This window comes from Streptomyces sp. WM6386 (assembly GCF_000972385.1).
GTDB lineage: Bacteria > Actinomycetota > Actinomycetes > Streptomycetales > Streptomycetaceae > Streptomyces.
In genome coordinates, this window is sequence record NZ_JXTE01000116.1 from 1 (window position 1) to 14,894 (window position 14,894).

The 14,894-nt window shown below is 70.9% G+C and carries 15 protein-coding genes and 1 pseudogene; 6 read left to right on the top strand and 10 right to left on the bottom strand.

The features are described 5' to 3' along the window. Positions 1-129 precede the first annotated feature (129 nt). Positions 130-993, top strand: a complete 864-nt coding sequence (locus tag TN53_RS38925) for an Fpg/Nei family DNA glycosylase (protein WP_046263572.1) — start codon at positions 130-132, stop codon at positions 991-993. Between the two features lie 4 nt (positions 994-997). Here TN53_RS38925 and TN53_RS38930 read toward each other — a convergent pair whose 3' ends face one another. The 4 genes from TN53_RS38930 to TN53_RS38945 all read right to left on the bottom strand — a co-directional run bounded on the left by TN53_RS38930 (position 998) and on the right by TN53_RS38945 (position 4,054). Further along, positions 998-1,870 (bottom strand): hypothetical protein, encoded by an 873-nt coding sequence (locus TN53_RS38930; protein WP_046263573.1) that lies wholly within the window; start codon positions 1,868-1,870, stop codon positions 998-1,000. A gap of 64 nt (positions 1,871-1,934) precedes the next feature. After that, entirely contained in the window at positions 1,935-2,585 is a 651-nt protein-coding gene (locus TN53_RS38935; RefSeq protein WP_046263574.1) for an anti-sigma factor family protein, read from the bottom strand. A gap of 207 nt (positions 2,586-2,792) precedes the next feature. Continuing rightward, on the bottom strand, positions 2,793-3,308 hold the full coding sequence (locus TN53_RS38940; RefSeq protein WP_046263575.1) for a hypothetical protein: 516 nt from the start codon (positions 3,306-3,308) through the stop codon (positions 2,793-2,795). A 200-nt stretch (positions 3,309-3,508) separates the two neighbouring features. Next, positions 3,509-4,054 carry a sigma-70 family RNA polymerase sigma factor gene (locus TN53_RS38945; protein WP_046263586.1) on the bottom strand — a complete coding sequence of 182 codons (546 nt, stop codon included), beginning with the start codon at positions 4,052-4,054 and terminating at the stop codon, positions 3,509-3,511. 206 nt (positions 4,055-4,260) lie between these two features. On the opposite strand from TN53_RS38945, the gene TN53_RS38950 reads away from it, so the two are divergent. Beyond that, positions 4,261-5,418 (top strand): CapA family protein, encoded by a 1,158-nt coding sequence (locus tag TN53_RS38950; RefSeq protein ID WP_046263576.1) that lies wholly within the window; start codon positions 4,261-4,263, stop codon positions 5,416-5,418. 21 nt (positions 5,419-5,439) lie between these two features. Here TN53_RS38950 and TN53_RS38955 read toward each other — a convergent pair whose 3' ends face one another. Beyond that, the gene (locus TN53_RS38955) at positions 5,440-5,916 is read right to left on the bottom strand and encodes a MarR family winged helix-turn-helix transcriptional regulator (protein ID WP_046263577.1); all 477 of its coding nucleotides are present in this window, start codon (positions 5,914-5,916) and stop codon (positions 5,440-5,442) included. Between the two features lie 73 nt (positions 5,917-5,989). On the opposite strand from TN53_RS38955, the gene TN53_RS38960 reads away from it, so the two are divergent. Next, a complete protein-coding gene (locus TN53_RS38960; RefSeq protein WP_046263578.1) occupies positions 5,990-6,805 on the top strand; it encodes an alpha/beta fold hydrolase in 816 nt (271 codons plus the stop codon). Positions 6,806-6,811: 6 nt separating this feature from the next. On the opposite strand, the gene TN53_RS38965 is transcribed toward TN53_RS38960, so the two are convergent. Next, a complete protein-coding gene (locus TN53_RS38965) occupies positions 6,812-7,273 on the bottom strand; it encodes a universal stress protein (protein WP_046263579.1) in 462 nt (153 codons plus the stop codon). Between the two features lie 88 nt (positions 7,274-7,361). On the opposite strand from TN53_RS38965, the gene lysX reads away from it, so the two are divergent. After that, entirely contained in the window at positions 7,362-10,634 is a 3,273-nt protein-coding gene (gene lysX / locus TN53_RS38970) for a bifunctional lysylphosphatidylglycerol synthetase/lysine--tRNA ligase LysX (protein WP_046263580.1), read from the top strand. A gap of 89 nt (positions 10,635-10,723) precedes the next feature. After that, a complete protein-coding gene (locus TN53_RS38975) occupies positions 10,724-11,572 on the top strand; it encodes a polysaccharide deacetylase family protein (RefSeq protein WP_046263581.1) in 849 nt (282 codons plus the stop codon). A 30-nt stretch (positions 11,573-11,602) separates the two neighbouring features. Here the strand turns inward: TN53_RS38975 and TN53_RS38980 are convergent, their stop codons facing one another. Continuing rightward, entirely contained in the window at positions 11,603-12,271 is a 669-nt protein-coding gene (locus TN53_RS38980; protein ID WP_046263582.1) for a class F sortase, read from the bottom strand. Positions 12,272-12,602: 331 nt separating this feature from the next. Here TN53_RS38980 and TN53_RS38985 point away from each other — a divergent pair, with 331 nt between their 5' ends. Beyond that, positions 12,603-13,115 carry a hypothetical protein gene (locus TN53_RS38985; RefSeq protein WP_046263583.1) on the top strand — a complete coding sequence of 171 codons (513 nt, stop codon included), beginning with the start codon at positions 12,603-12,605 and terminating at the stop codon, positions 13,113-13,115. A 93-nt stretch (positions 13,116-13,208) separates the two neighbouring features. On the opposite strand, the gene TN53_RS38990 is transcribed toward TN53_RS38985, so the two are convergent. The 3 genes and pseudogenes from TN53_RS38990 to TN53_RS39000 all read right to left on the bottom strand — a co-directional run. Next, positions 13,209-13,733: a hypothetical protein gene (locus TN53_RS38990; protein ID WP_046263584.1), complete on the bottom strand. Its 525-nt coding sequence runs from the start codon at positions 13,731-13,733 to the stop codon at positions 13,209-13,211. A 199-nt stretch (positions 13,734-13,932) separates the two neighbouring features. Further along, the gene (locus TN53_RS38995) at positions 13,933-14,697 is read right to left on the bottom strand and encodes a DUF4239 domain-containing protein (protein ID WP_095046968.1); all 765 of its coding nucleotides are present in this window, start codon (positions 14,695-14,697) and stop codon (positions 13,933-13,935) included. Positions 14,698-14,713: 16 nt separating this feature from the next. Beyond that, positions 14,714-14,894: pseudogene (locus TN53_RS39000) on the bottom strand (hypothetical protein); the annotation flags it as partial.

The following is a 14,894-nucleotide window of genomic DNA, read 5'->3' on the forward strand; positions in this document are numbered from 1 at the left end:
TGCTCCTGGTCGACCTGCTCACCGACGTGTGGGGCGTGGAGGCGCGGGGCGGCGGCAAGTGCGTGTGGTGCGAGTTCGTGGTGCGGGAACGGAGCTGAGCACTCCGGCCTCCGGTGGCACTCTGGACGTATGCCGGAACTCCCCGAGGTCGAAGCGCTCAAGGACTTCCTGACCGAGAACCTGGTCGGCCACGAGATCGTGCGGGTGCTGCCCGTGGCGATCAGCGTCCTGAAGACGTACGACCCTCCGCTCACCGCCGTTGAGGGCCACGAGGTCACCGCGGTGCACCGGCACGGCAAGTTCCTGGACCTCGTCACCGACGGCGGCCCGCACTTCGTGACCCACCTGGCCCGCGCCGGCTGGCTGCACTGGAGGGACCGGCTCCCCGACGGCCCGCCCCGCCCCGGCAAGGGCCCCCTCGCCCTGCGGGTGGCGCTGGAGACGGGCGCCGGCTTCGACCTGACCGAGGCCGGCACCCAGAAACGCCTCGCCGTGTACGTCGTCCAGGACCCCCAGGACGTCCCGGGCGTCGCCCGGCTCGGCCCCGACCCGCTCGCGGCCGGCTTCGACGAGCGGCGCTTCGCGGACCTGCTGAAGGACGAACGCCGCCGGCTCAAGGGCGCCCTGCGCGACCAGAGCCTGATCGCCGGAGTCGGCAACGCCTACAGCGACGAGATCCTCCACGCGGCGAAGATGTCCCCCTTCAAACTGGCCGCCTCCCTCACCCCGGAGGAGACGGGACGTCTGTACGAGGCCTTGAGAGGCACCCTGACAGAGGCGGTCGAACGCTCCCGCGGTGTGGCGGCCGGGCGGCTGAAGGCCGAGAAGAAGAGCGGTCTGCGTGTCCACGGCCGCACCGGCGAACCCTGTCCCGTGTGCGGCGACACCGTCCGCGAGGTCTCCTTCAGCGACTCCTCCCTGCAGTACTGCCCGACCTGCCAGACGGGCGGAAAGCCCCTGGCGGACCGCAGAATGTCGAGGCTTCTCAAGTAGCGCGTCAGCCGTGTTCGGTCTGGCGCCCATAGGCCACCGGCGCGCCCGTGAACGCGTCGAGGAGGACCCGCTCGCCGAGCTTCCGGTCCAGCTTCACGGTCACGTTCTCCATGAGCAGGTTGGAGGTGCACGGACCGTCCTTCGTTCCGACGACCGCCGCGGACAGCACCACGCTGGCGTCGGTCTCCAGGGCGCGCACGGCGGGTCCGTCGTCGCAGGCCCCATGGCCCGCGAGGACGGTGACGGACCGGCCGTCCGCGCTGGCCTTGATGAACTGTTCCAGCGGCATCTGCGAGTCCGTGGGGCTCTCCCGGGCGGGTCCGATCGGGGACTTGGGAAGCTCCGAGGGCTCGATCGCGACGCGCTTGAGCGGGGTGTCGTACCCCTTCAGCGTGAACAGCCAGGCCGGGACGGTGGCCGGACCCCGGCTGGTGACCAGGGTCGTCGTTCCCAACTTCGCCTCGGTCACGGTCAGATGCGGTCCGTCGTCACTGCCGCGGGCCACACTGTCGTATGCCTGCCGTGCGTCCATGAGGGGCAAGGTGAGCGAACCGCCGCTGCGCCACTCGACCTCGCCCTTCTCGGGCGAGGTGGTGGGCAGTTCGCCGTCGAGGACGAAGTTCTGTGCCCCGTAGGCCAGCTTGTCGGCGCTGTTGCGGAAGGCGTTGTCGGGCAGCTGGACCACGTCCGCCATCGGGTAGTACCCCTTGCGCCACACCTCGGCCGCCCGTGAACCGTCCCAGGCCTCGGCCACCTTCTGGGCCCGGGACCTGGACTCGTCGCTCTGGGCGCGTGAGCCGTGTTCGCTGCCGCAGCCGGCGAGGAGCAGCGCGAACGGAACCAATAGACCGGCAGTTCGTGCGACGCGTGTACGCATGTGTTCCCCCAGGACCGAACGGTTGTCGCTCCTGAGACGCCGGGACCGTGCTCCGCGTTCGCCCTCAGCCGGAGTTGAGTGTCACCAGGTGCTCGCCGTCGGTGGTGCGGACCTCGTACCGGGCGATCTGGTCGGGGTGGTAGGACGAGGCGCCGTTCATGATCAGCTCACGGGCGTCGTGGCGCGGGACGCTCCAGGTGGTGACCGTCTCCTCGGTGCCGTCGTGGCCGACGATCACCAGGAGACAGGTGCGGGGGCCCGCCCCGTCCTTCACCTTCAGCTCCACCTGGGTGCCGGCGGTCTCGTCCGCGGCCGTGACCTGGGCCCATACCCCGGACCGTGCGTCGGTCGCCTCGATCCGCTGGGCCTTGTCCCCGCCGCCGGCGACGACCACGATCCCGGGTCCGGCCACCGCGAACGCGACGGTCGCCGCCACGGCGCACAGGAACCGCCTGCGTCCGGACCGATGGCGCGCCCCCACCTCGGAGAGCAGCCGGTCCAGCATCCGGGGGCCGGGCTTGGCCAGCGGACTCACGAACTGCGGGGTGGAGCGCCGGTACAGCATCAGCTGACGGGTTATGGGGCCGAATTCGGTGACGTGCGCCGCGCACCGAGGGCACTCCATGAGGTGATCCTCGAAGCGGAAGGCGTCCGCCTCGTCCAGCACGCCGAGCGCGTACGCGGCGACGTCGCGATGCCTCTCCTGGGACCTCATGCGGAATCCTCGTGCCGTTGGGTGTGGGTGGGGTTACTCCTTGCTCCCACCCGTACGCAGAGGACCGTCGAATCACTCAAGCCCCGCACAGAATCGCAACCATTGGATTCGGAGCGGCCAAACACGAGGATTGGTCCCGTTCGAAAAAAGTCCGGGACCGTCCCCTCCGAGACCGTGCACGGCCGGAACCCCGAGGCTGTGCATGGCTTAGAACAGATGGATGGCGAGATGACCGAGCGGCAGCCCGAGCTGCCAGGCCTTCGTCCACACCTGCGGCCCCTCGTCGTCGCCGATGCCCGAACCGCCACCGGGCACCGCGTTGAGGTCCGGGGCGAGGAGTTCGGTCTCCTCCAACCATTGCCAGGCCGCCTCGGCCAGGTCCAAGTCGGGTGCGGGAGCCCCGGATCGGATCGCCTCGGCCGCGAGCCCCGCCATCCGCTCGCGCACCCAGTCCTGCCACGGCTGGTCGTACGCCGTCAGCGACAGCCAGGTCTCCAGCTGGGAGACGACCCGGATGCCGGACAACTCCCCGTCGGTGTCGGACAGGAAGATGGTCAGCGCCAGGGCGTCGCGCCCGGCGCGGAACTCGAAGGACGTCGGCGGCATCAGATCGCCGGTCCGCAGCAACTCGTCGGCGATGTACTCGGCGTACAACCAGGCCATGGGGACGGTGAGTTCACCGCCACCGGCGCCGTCCGTGCTCTCTTGACCTCTGTGCAGCATCCCTTCCTGCCTTCCTCCGGTGCGTGCGCGTCGCCCGTTGCCGGGCCTGGGGCCCTGGCGCTGGATTTCCGCCCGCCCCACGGGCGGACGGCGGAAATCCAGCGCCAGGACCCCATCCGGAAACACGGATGAAGACAGCCGATTACTCAACCATGGTCCTCAGCAAGGCGCTTTGCGAAGGCTTTGCCGCAACATGGGTTTCAGCGCAGGTCGGCCGCGTATCCGGGAAGGACCCGGCGCAGGGCACGCAGCGCGTAGTACGCGCGGGACTTCACGGTACCGGGCGGAATCCCGAGCGCTGCCGCGGCCTCCGCCACACTCGCCCCCTGGAAATACACCAGCACCAGGACTTCACGGTGCTCCGGAGTGAGTGTCTTCACAGCCTCGCGCACATCGAGGGTCGCTGCCGCCCGCTCGGCGTGATCGGCGCAGACCCGCGCGTTCTCCAGGACCGCGTCCCCGACCTCCGGTGGACGCGCCTGCCGGGCCCGCCGAGCGTCGATGGCCAGCCGCCGTCCCACGGTCAGCAGCCAGGGCCGTACGGATTCGAAGTCGTCGGCCCGCAGCGCCTCGGGATGCTGCCAGGCCCGTACGAGGGTCTCCTGGACGAGGTCCTCGGCGCGCTGCCGGTCTCCGTCGCACAGCCGGAGCAGTAGCGCGAAGAGAGGCCGGCCGTGCTCCCGCTGCAGTGCGGCGAGCTCGTGCTCGGCGGTCGTCCCGTTCGTGAGCGTGGTTCCGGCCGTCATGGCCGTATGGCATCGCAGCGTGCGGGTGAGGGACAGGGCACGTACCCGGATCTGCGGCGGACGGTCGATCGCGTCGACGAACGGTACGACGAACGGTTCCCTCCACATCGCCCATAGGGCGAATGAACGTGCCCGGGCAGTTTGCGGCCGTGCTCATCTTCGTACGTATTTGTGCGTAAATATGATCACAGTGGGGTGAGCAGCTGATGATTGCACGCAGACGACAGGTCGCCCTGGCCCTCACGGCCCTCCTGGCCGCGGGCGCCGCCTGCCAGGCCCAGGACCACGAACCTCCCGAACGCCCCGGCCATCCGGCCCCGTCCGCCGACGGGTCCCGCGGCTTCACACTCATCGCCTCCGGCGATGTCCTCCCGCACAGCTCCATCATCGACCGCGCCCGCTTCGACGCGGGCGGTACCGGCTACGACTTCCGCCCGATGCTGTCCGGCGTCGAACCGGTGGTCTCCCGCGCCGATCTGGCGCTGTGTCACATGGAGACCGTCTACGGCGCCGACGGCGACTACACCGGATATCCCGCCTTCAAATCCCCGCCCGAAGTCGCCGAGGGCCTCGCCGCCACCGGCTACGACGGCTGCTCCACCGCCTCCAACCACAGCCTCGACGACGGCGCCCTAGGCATCAGCCGCACCCTCGACGCCCTCGACCGCCAGGGCGTCCGGCACGCCGGCAGTGCACGCACCGAGGCCGAGGCGCGCACCGTCACGGTCCTGCGCGCGGGCGCCGCGAAGGTCGCCCACCTCGCGTACACCTACGACACCAACGGCTACCCCCTGCCGCCGGGGCAGCCCTGGGCCGTCAACCTCATCGATGAGGGGAAGATCCTCGCGGACGCCCGCGCGACCCGGGCGGCGGGCGCCGACGTGGTCGTGGTGTCCGTGCACTGGGGCACCGAATGGCAGGACGCCCCCGACGACCGGCAGCTCACGCTGGCGCGCTCCCTCACCGCCGCCCGCACGAACGGCCGCCCCGACATCGACCTGATCCTCGGCACCCACGCCCATGTCCCGCAGGCGTACGAGAAAGTGAACGGCACCTGGGTGGTCTACGGCATGGGCGACCAGGTCGCCGGCGAGATGTTCAACCACGAGGGCGCGCAGGATCCGCGCGGCAACCAGTCCACCCTCGGCCGCTTCAGCTTCGTCGCGCCGCTGAAGCCGGGTGGCCGCTGGGAGGTGAAGAAGGCCGAGTTCATCCCGCAGCTGTTCGACGTCGACGCCGGTCGGGTGCTGAATCTCAACGAGGTGATCGCGGCGGGCGCCGAGCTGACCGGCGTGCGCGACCGCATCCGGGAAGTGGTGCTGAGCCGGGGCGCGGCGAAGGACGGTCTGACGATGGGGCAGTAGGGGAGGAGGGGGCGCCGGAGGTCAGTCCACGTCCACGTGGTCGAAGGTGCGCAGCATCTCCTTCAGCACGCGGGTGCACGCCCGGAGTTCGGCCTCCGTCAGCTCGCCGCCGCCGACCTGCCGGTTCAGGGCGTGCTCACGGGCGAGGATCGCGGTGATGACCGCCTCGCCCTCGTCGGTGAGCCGGATCAGCGAGGACCGCTGATGGGCGGGGTTGGGGGTGGCCTCCACCCAGCCCCGGTCCGTCGCGTCGTTGGTCATGCGCTGGACGAACTGCCGGGTCAGCGCCATGATCCGGGCCATCTGAGGCACCGTCATGGCGCCGTGCCGGTGCAGCAGGACGAGCACGGAGCGCACGCCGACGGACGCCCCCTCGATCTCCTCCCCCTGCTCCAGCTTGCGCAGACCGCGCCGGTAGAGCGCGCCGATCAGGTCGAACACCTCGCCGACCCGGTGGCCGAGTTCGTCGGGGGGCAGTGGTTGGTCGATGTCGTTCACCCGGCCATCATGCACCGAGCTCATCATGACAACCAGGTTGTCAAAGTCCCTTGGAGGTGACACCTTGGTTGTCATGACAGTTGCTTCGGAACTCAGCTTCTTCCCGTCCACCGACGGCGATCTCGCCTATCTCGACGCGGGCTCCGGCGATCTCGTGGTCCTCGTCCACGCCGGGTTCGCGGACCACCGCTTCTGGTCGGACCAGATACCGGCGCTCGCCGCCGAGTACCGGGTGATCGCGCCGGACGTGCGGGGGCACGGTTTCTCGGCCAACGCGACGCAGCCGTTCCGCTGGGCCGACGACCTCGCCGACCTGCTGCGCCACCTCGACGCGGGGCCCGCGGTCCTCGTCGGTCTGTCGATGGGCGGAGTGGTCGTCACCGACACGATGCTGGAGCACCCCGAACTCGTCCGTGCCGTGGTCACCTGCGGCGCCGCGACCGGCGACTTCCAGTACACCGACCCGTGGACCCGCGAGATCCAGGCCGAATACGCGCGCACGCTCGGCGCCGGTGACATCCAGGGCTGGCTCGCCGCCTTCCTGCGGGTCCTGCCCGGCGAGCACCGGTCGCTCGACGACATGGATCCCGCGATCACGCAGCGGCTGCAGGAGATGGGCCTGCACACTCTTTCCAAGCACACGCCCGGCGAGAAGGACTGGCTCGTGCGCGTGACCGACTCCTGGCCCCGTCCGGACCGCGTCGACGTCCCCTTGCTCGCCGTCAACGGCACGCTGGAAGCCCCCGGCATGACCGACGCGGCCGAACGACTCGCCGGCGCCGTCCGGGACGGCCGCGCCGTGACCATCGACGGCGTCGGCCACTACCCGAACCTGGAGAAGCCCGAGGAGTTCAACCAGATCCTGCTGGATTTCCTGCGCGCCCTCTGACCGGGCCTAGGGAACCACCGTCACCGGCCACCGCCCGGCTTTCACCAGCCGCACCGCGACCGATCCTACGATCCGGTGGCCGGCCTGTTCGGAGGCGCCCACCACCACGGCGTCCGCCTTGAGTTCATCCGCGGCCCGCACCAGGCCGCTGTAGGGGTCCCCGCGGAACGTGTGGAACTCCCACCGCACATCGAATATCCCCTTGGTGCGCTCGGTCGCCTCCCGGATCTGGGTGATCAGATCCTCGGCGATCTCGTCGGTCGTCTCCGCGACCGGCGCCCCGAGCGCCGCGCCCGCCGTCATCACCGGCTGCACGTACACGACCGCGAGGAGAGCGTGCTGGCGGCGGGCCAGGCCGCCGGCATATGCCGCCGCCCGGAAGGAGGAGTCGGAGCCGTCCACTCCGACCACGATGACCTTCGGCCCGTCCGTGCCCCGCTCGAACTGGTGGGAGTGCTGTTCCGTCACGGCTGGAGGCTATCGGAATCCCCGGCTCCCGCCGCCGAGCGGGGCCTCCCGACGGGCGATACGGCCCGGCTGTTCCTACAGTCGGAACATGAGTGCCACCGTCGAGGCCGTACCGGCGAAGGACACCACGGGCCCGACGGGACGGCCCGGCAGCGGCCTCCTCAGCAGGGTGCCGGAAGCCTTCGCGGGCTTCTTCGGCGCCCTCGGACTGCTGTGCCTGCTGCTCGCCTTCATCCCGCCGCTGCGCAGAGTCCTGCGCCCCGTCGTCCGCCTCCTCGACCTGCTGATCGTCCCGGTCAGCGCCAACCTCGCCTACGCCGTCTTCCTCTTCCTGCTCGCCGGCGCCACCGCCGCCCGCAAGAAGGTCGCCTGGTGGCTGGTCGTCGTCTACCTGGGCCTGCTCGTCCTCGTCGACGCCCTGGGCGTCGCCGTCGGCCTGTACGCCGACTCCATCCCGTCCCTCGTCGTCTGCGGGCTCGCCCTGGCCCTGCTCGTCGTCGCCCGCAAGGAGTTCTACGGCGCCTCCCGCCGCGCCGCCGTCCGACAGGCCGTCCTGGTCCTGCTGGCCGGCCTGGTCCTGGGCATCCTGGCCGGCTGGGGCCTGGTCGAGCTCTTCTCCGGCACGCTGCCGCGCGGCCAGCGCCTGCTGTGGGCCGCCAACCGGGTCTGCGGCGGCCTGGTCTCCGGCCGCTCCTTCGACGGCGAACCGCCCCGCGCCCTGTTCTTCCTCCTCGGCCTGTTCGGCGCCCTGGCCCTCCTCAACGCCGCCGCCACCCTCTTCCGCTCCCAGCGCATGGAGGCGTCCCTGCACGGCGACGAGGAAGCCCGTATCAGGGCGCTGCTGAAGGCCTACGGCGAGAAGGACTCCCTCGGCTACTTCGCCACCCGGCGCGACAAGGCCGTCGTCTTCTCGCCCAGCGGCAAGGCCGCCGTCACCTACCGCGTCGAGGCCGGCGTCTGTCTCGCCAGCGGCGACCCCGTCGGCGACCGCGAGGCCTGGCCGCACGCCATCGCCGCCTGGCTCGACGCGGCCCGCCTGCACGCCTGGGCGCCCGCCGCGATGGGCGCCTCCGAGGACGGCGCCAAGGCCTACGCCCGCGCCGGACTCGGCGCACTCCAACTCGGCGACGAGGCGATCCTGAACGTGGCCGACTTCGACCTGGGCGGCCGCGACATGCGGGTCACCCGGCAGGCCGTGAACCGGGTCCGCCGCACCGGCGCCCACTGCCGCATCCGCCGCCACGCCGCCCTCACCGACGCGGAGATGGAGGAGGTCGTCGACAAGGCCGACGCCTGGCGCGACACCGAGACCGAACGCGGCTTCTCCATGGCCCTGGACCGCCTCGGCGACCCCGCCGACGGCGACTGTCTCCTCGTGGAAGCCCTCGGCGAGGACGGCAAGCTGCTCGCCGTGCTGTCCTTCGTGCCCTGGGGCACCGACGGCGTCTCCCTGGACCTGATGCGCCGTGACCGCAGCGCACCCAACGGCGTCATGGAGTTCATGGTCGCCGAACTGTGCGCGGTGGCGCCCAAGTCGGGCGTCCGCCGGATCTCCCTCAACTTCGCCGTCTTCCGCTCGGTCTTCGAGGAGGGCGCCCGCATCGGCGCCGGGCCGGTGCTCCGCCTCTGGCGCCGACTGCTGCTGTTCTTCTCCAAGTGGTGGCAACTGGAAGCCCTCTACCGCTCCAACGCCAAGTACCACCCCGAGTGGTACCCGCGCTTCATCTGCTACGGCGAGACCGGCGCCCTCGCCCGCATCGGCCTCGCCTCCGGAATCGCCGAGGGCTTCGTCTCCGTACCGTCCCTGCGCAAACTCTGGGGAAAGGGGCACCCGAAGGCCGGGCCGCGGCCGGCCACCACCGAGGGTCTGCCGTCGCTGTCGGCGCTCGGCCTCGACGGAGGGGACGAGGCCGGGACAGCCGGCCCGGATGCGGGCCTGCCCGAACAGGCCCGCATCCGGCACCGGAAGCTGGACCGGCTGCGCGCCGAGGGCATCGACCCCTACCCCGTCGGCATCCCGCAACGCACCCACACGCTCGCCGAGGTCCGCGAGGGCGAACAGGTCACCGTCGCGGGCCGGGTCATGCGGGTACGGGATCTCGGCGGCATCGTCTTCGTCACCCTGCGGGACTGGTCCGGCGACCACCAACTCGCCCTGACCCGGGACCGCGGCGGGCTCGACGGCTTCCGCACCGGCATCGACATCGGCGACCACATCACCGCGACGGGCACGGCCGGCGCCAGCGACAAGGGCGAACCCACCGTCTTCGTCACCTCCTGGCAGCTCACCGGCAAGTGCCTGCGCCCGCTCCCCGACAAACGCCGCGGCCTGACCGACCCCGAGGCCAAGGTCCGCATGCGCTATCTCGACCTCGTCTCCAGCCCGGCTGCCCGCGACGTCGTCCGCGCCCGCTCCACCGCCGTACAGGCCCTGCGCCAGGGACTGTTGAGCCGCGGCTACCTCGAGGTCGAGACCCCGATGCTCCAGCAGATCCACGGCGGCGCCAACGCCCGCCCCTTCACCACCCACATCAACGCCTACGACCTCGACCTGTATCTGCGCATCGCCCCCGAGCTGTACCTGAAACGGCTGTGCGTCGGCGGCCTGGAGAAGGTCTTCGAGATGGGCCGCACCTTCCGCAACGAGGGCGTCTCCTACAAACACAACCCCGAATTCACCATGCTGGAGGCCTACCAGGCCTTCGCCGACTACGACGTCATGCTCGACCTCACCCGCGAACTCATCCAGGGCGCCGCCACCGCAGCCTTCGGCTCGCCCATCGCCCGCAAGGACGGCACCGAGTACGACATCTCCGGTGACTGGCCGGTCAAGACGGTGTACGGCGCCCTCTCCGAGGCGCTCGGGGAGGAGATCGACGCCGACACGGAACTCCTGCGGCTGCACCGGCACTGCGACCGCGTGGGCGTGCCGTACACCGGCGACGACGGCCGCGGCGACATCGTCCTGGAGATGTACGAGCGGCTCGTCGAGGAGAAGACCCAGCTGCCCACCTTCTACAAGGACTTCCCGACCGACGTCTCCCCGCTCACCCGCCAGCACCGGGGGGACCCGAGGCTCGCCGAGCGCTGGGACCTCGTCGCCTTCGGCACCGAACTCGGCACCGCCTACTCCGAGCTCACCGACCCCGTCGAGCAGCGCCGCCGCCTCACCGCCCAGTCCCTGCTCGCCGCCGGGGGAGACCCCGAGGCGATGGAGCTCGACGAGGACTTCCTCGACGCCCTCGAGTACGCGATGCCGCCCACCGGAGGGCTCGGCATCGGCGTCGACCGGCTCGTCATGTTCCTCACCGGCCTGACGATCCGGGAGACACTGCCGTTCCCGCTGGTGCGCCGCCGCTGACGGCCCGTCATAGGCCGGGCGGGTGTTTTCCTGCCGCCGCACCGGTGTAGTCCTGGTGCGTCGGCCGTGGTGGGGGCGACTGATGAGTCATGACGAAGGATCAGTTCCTCACACGGCTGCTCTCGCGCCGCCGGGCCCTGCTCGGCGGCGCCGCCGCTGTCGGTGCGGCCGGCACGGCCGGACTGTTCGCGGCCGGCACCGGCGACGCCCCGAAGCGGCCCGTGCTCCCCGCCGCGGGCCCCCCGGCGCGCCGCCCGCTCAAGCCGTCCGCCTACCGCCTCCAGCCGCTGACCGGCTACGGCCCACCGCGCGCCGCCCCCCGCCGCACCCTGGTGCGCCACGAGCCGCTGCTAAAGGTGTCCGGGCGCGGCCGCACCATGGTGCTGACCTTCGACGACGGGCCCGATCCCCGCTACACCCCCGACATCCTGGACACCCTGGCGCAGTACGACGTCCGCGCGATGTTCTTCGTGTGCGGCGAGATGGCGGTCGACAACAAGGACCTGCTGACCCGGATGTCCGACGAGGGCCATGTCGTCGGCAACCACACCTGGTCGCACCCCCTGCTCACCCGACTGAGCCGGGGTCGCATCCGCTCCGAGATGGAACGCACCTGCGACGTCATCGAGGAGGCGTACGGCGAACGCCCCCAGTGGTTCCGCGCGCCCTACGGCGCCTGGAACCGTGCCGCCTTCCAACTCGGCGCGGAACTCGGCATGGAACCCCTCGCCTGGACCGTGGACACCCTCGACTGGACCGCCCCCGCCGCCCGCACCATCGTCGGCCGGGTCGAGAACGGCGCCGCCCCCGGTGTCGTGGTGCTCTCGCACGACGCCGGGGGCGACCGCTCCCAGAGTGTCCGGGCGCTGCGCGACTATCTGCCGCAACTCCTGGACTCCGGCTATCACATCACCGTCCCGAGACGGCATTACGCATAGCGCCGGATCGGCCCGCCCGGTCGGGGACGCTCAGCGGACCTCGACCAGGCGGGCGAAGGTGACGACATTCCCCGCGTAACCGTTCTGCTTGGAGAAACCTCCGCCGCAGGTGATGACCCGCAATTCCGGTGTGCCCTTGGAACCGTAGACGCGGTCGCCCGGGAAGTTGTTCTTCTCGAAGACCTCGATGCCGTAGATCTCGAACACGGCCGTCTTTCCGTCCTTGCGCTGCACCTCGACGCGATTTCCCTTCTTCAGGGCCCCGAGTCCGTAGAACACGGCGGGGCCCAGTTTGTTGTCGACATGGCCCACGAGGATGGCGGTGCCCTTCTCGCCGGGAGAGACGGCGCCGGTGAACCAGCCGGCCAGGTTCGGGTCCTCCGGTGGCGGCGCGCCCACCCAGCCGTCGGCGTCCAGGCCGACGGGCATGACGGGCGCGTCGACCTGGATCGCCGGGATCCTCATGCGGTCGGGCTCGGAGAACGGCTGTGGTGTCGCCGATCCGGCGAAGGTGCCGGGAATGCGGCTGTCCGCCGCAGCGGCGGTCGCCGGCTGCGGCGGACCCACATCGAACTCTCCCGAACCGTTCCGAATGAGCGCGAGGCCGGTCAGCAGAACAAGCGCTATCACGCCCCAAGGAGCGCGCCTCTTCCGCCGCTCCTCCTCCTCGGCCAGTTCGGCCAGCTCGGACGCAGACATTCGAATTCCCCTCTCGACGCGACCGTCGCCCCGTCATTCGCGCATACGAGAACGCTAAGCAGCGCGGGCAAAACCGGCGACGCGACAGAAGCGAACGGGTGGCCCCCTCTCCGTGGGTGCGCCATCCGAGTTGCCGACGACAGGAATTTTCTGACGGTCCGTGACCTGCGGCAATATCCGATTGTGCGCTTTTCGTTCGGCGTGTCCTCTCACCAGGACGGACCATTGCCGAAATGCGCCCGCGTGCACGGCATCTGAGGGTCGTTCTGGGAGGCGCTTTCTCGCCGATCCACCGGGGACCGTTCCCGGGGCGTCTTCCGCGGAGGATCACATGCGTACCACCCGTGCCCTGGCGGCCACCGCCGCCGCGGTCGCCGCCCTCGGACTCGCCGCCCCCGCCGCCGTAGCGCGCGACGGGATGCCGGGCGGTCCGGGCAGCGCCGTCAGCCCGAGCAACATCGTCGCCCTTCCCAGCGTCATCGCCCGCGGCGGCCAGTTGACGATCACCGTCGACAACTGCGCCGGCGGCGGCACCGCCACCTCGCCGGCGTTCACCGCTCCGGTGAACCTGGCCCCTGGCAACCCGGCCAGGGGCACCGCCACCGTCAGCTCGACCGCCAACCCGGGCCTGTACTCCATCACGGTCAACTGCACCAACGGCCGGAACCCGCTCACCAGGGATGACGCCTTCACTGTCATCGGCGGTGTCCGCGGCGGTCTCGGCGGCAGCAGCTCGAACGGGGCGACCCCGACCGACATGGCCATCGGCGGTGGGCTCGTGGCCGCGGCCGCCATCGGCGGTGGGGTGTTCTGGATGCGCCGCCGCTCGGAGAAGCGCATCTGATCTCCCCCTGCGGACACAGTTGCGCACGTACACAGGCCTTCGCCCCGGACCCTGGGAGGGGTTCCGGGGCGAAGGCCTGCCCGGGGGGAGCGGTCAGGTGCCGTCCTCGCCGGTGCGCCGGCGCGAGAAGTGGTACGCCGCCCCGACCGAGCCCGCGATGAGCGCGGCACCGAGTCCGATCTCCTTCAGGTCGAACCCGGCGACCGTGCCGCCCTCACCGGCGTGCACACCCTGGTCGGGGTACGGGTAGGGCGTGGGGTTCGTGCGGCCGCTGGCGATGGTCAGCTGCGTCGAACCGCTGACCCCGTCGCAGGAGAACGTCACCTTGTACGTGGCGCCCGGTTTGGCGTCCCAGTCGACGACCGCCGTCGCGGACGAGCGGTGGCCCGGGATGGAGATCGTGTCGAACACCCCCGAGCTGACCGTCGCGGACCCGACGCAGCCGCCCTTGTCCCGGTCCAGTTGCAGGGTCACCTGGCCGCCCGCCGCGACGGTCGAGGGCAGGACGCTGAAGCCGAACGGCGTGATGTTGTCGCCCTGGGCGACGGCGGCCGGTGCGGCGAGGGCGAGGGCACTGACGCCCAGCAGAGCGGCCGAAGCTACGCGTATCGCGCGCATGGTGAATCCTCCGGGTCCCCGAGGAGCAGCAGCGGACCTTTTCCGCTTGCGCCAGAAATGCACCTCGATGATCGGAACGCTAGGAAGGTACGCACATGTGCGCGAACGCTGTCGGGCGAATGGGGCACAGATGTGGGCCGGTCGGGGGACGGCGACGGCGTGGCGGCCGCCCCCCGGGGGCCGGCGGGGTGCGGGCGCGTCAGGACTTGGCGTCCGGGAAGAGGTTCAGGAACGGTTCCGCCGACGCCGTGATGCCCCGGCTGTAGGGCGCGTCGAAGTCCCAGATAAGGAAGAGCAGGAAGGCGATCAGCGCGGAGAAGATCCCGGCGAGGATCAGCTCGCGCGCCGTACGCCGGATCTGCAGGGCCAGGACCATGCCGATGGTGACGACGGCCCCGCCGATCAGCCCGAACCACACCACGCCCGGCATCGTCGCCCCCATCGAGTTGATACGGGCGGTGCGCGCCTGGTCGGCCGCGGCCACCTGGTCCACGAGCGGCTGGTAGGCCTGGGCCTGGAAGTCCGTATCCGGCTCGTAGTCGGTGACGTCGTGGCGGATCCGCTCGAGGAGGTCGGCGCCCCGCTGGGTGGCCTTGCCGTTGTCGGCCATCGCCTTCCACTCGGTGTTCACCACGTGTCCGACATAGGCGTTGACATCGTCCCGAATACGGTCACGGGCGTCGGCCGGGTAGACCCGCACGCGCTCCGAGATCTCGTGCAGGGCCACGGCCTCCGCCTGGACGTGGTCCTGGGCGGCGCTGCGCCCCTCCCAGACGCCCGCGATGGCCAGGCCCAGGACGATGGCGTACACCACGCCGATCCACATCGTCATGTACTCGATGACGTCCGGGGTCTCGCTGGGGTCCTCGTCCTGGGCCGCCGCCTTGTGGCGGACGACGGAGATGATGACCACCACGCCACAGGCGGCCAGCATCGCGAGGGTGAGAACAAGCCATTCCGGCAAGGGATGCCTCCAGGGATCAGCGCGGACGCAGCGCGGCGACGGCGACCAGCGCGGGCACCGTGATGAGCAGGACGAAGGTGAGCGGCGACGTGCCACCGCGGGTGGCTCGCCTGGGTGCCGGGGCCTTGTACACCGGATAGTGCACGGGGGCCGCGGCGGGGGCCGGGGCCGGCTCGGCCGGCGGCGTGGGGGTCGGG

Coding starts and splice junctions, on each gene's coding strand:
- TN53_RS38950 (WP_046263576.1), top strand. CDS start 4,261: ATGATTGCACGCAGACGACAGGTCGCCCTGGCCCTCACGGCCCTCCTG.
- TN53_RS38990 (WP_046263584.1), bottom strand. CDS start 13,733: ATGCGCGCGATACGCGTAGCTTCGGCCGCTCTGCTGGGCGTCAGTGCC.
- TN53_RS38940 (WP_046263575.1), bottom strand. CDS start 3,308: ATGCTGCACAGAGGTCAAGAGAGCACGGACGGCGCCGGTGGCGGTGAA.
- TN53_RS38930 (WP_046263573.1), bottom strand. CDS start 1,870: ATGCGTACACGCGTCGCACGAACTGCCGGTCTATTGGTTCCGTTCGCG.
- TN53_RS38925 (WP_046263572.1), top strand. CDS start 130: ATGCCGGAACTCCCCGAGGTCGAAGCGCTCAAGGACTTCCTGACCGAG.
- TN53_RS38945 (WP_046263586.1), bottom strand. CDS start 4,054: ATGACGGCCGGAACCACGCTCACGAACGGGACGACCGCCGAGCACGAG.
- TN53_RS38985 (WP_046263583.1), top strand. CDS start 12,603: ATGCGTACCACCCGTGCCCTGGCGGCCACCGCCGCCGCGGTCGCCGCC.
- TN53_RS38975 (WP_046263581.1), top strand. CDS start 10,724: ATGACGAAGGATCAGTTCCTCACACGGCTGCTCTCGCGCCGCCGGGCC.
- lysX (WP_046263580.1), top strand. CDS start 7,362: ATGAGTGCCACCGTCGAGGCCGTACCGGCGAAGGACACCACGGGCCCG.
- TN53_RS38935 (WP_046263574.1), bottom strand. CDS start 2,585: ATGAGGTCCCAGGAGAGGCATCGCGACGTCGCCGCGTACGCGCTCGGC.
- TN53_RS38960 (WP_046263578.1), top strand. CDS start 5,990: ATGACAGTTGCTTCGGAACTCAGCTTCTTCCCGTCCACCGACGGCGAT.
- TN53_RS38980 (WP_046263582.1), bottom strand. CDS start 12,271: ATGTCTGCGTCCGAGCTGGCCGAACTGGCCGAGGAGGAGGAGCGGCGG.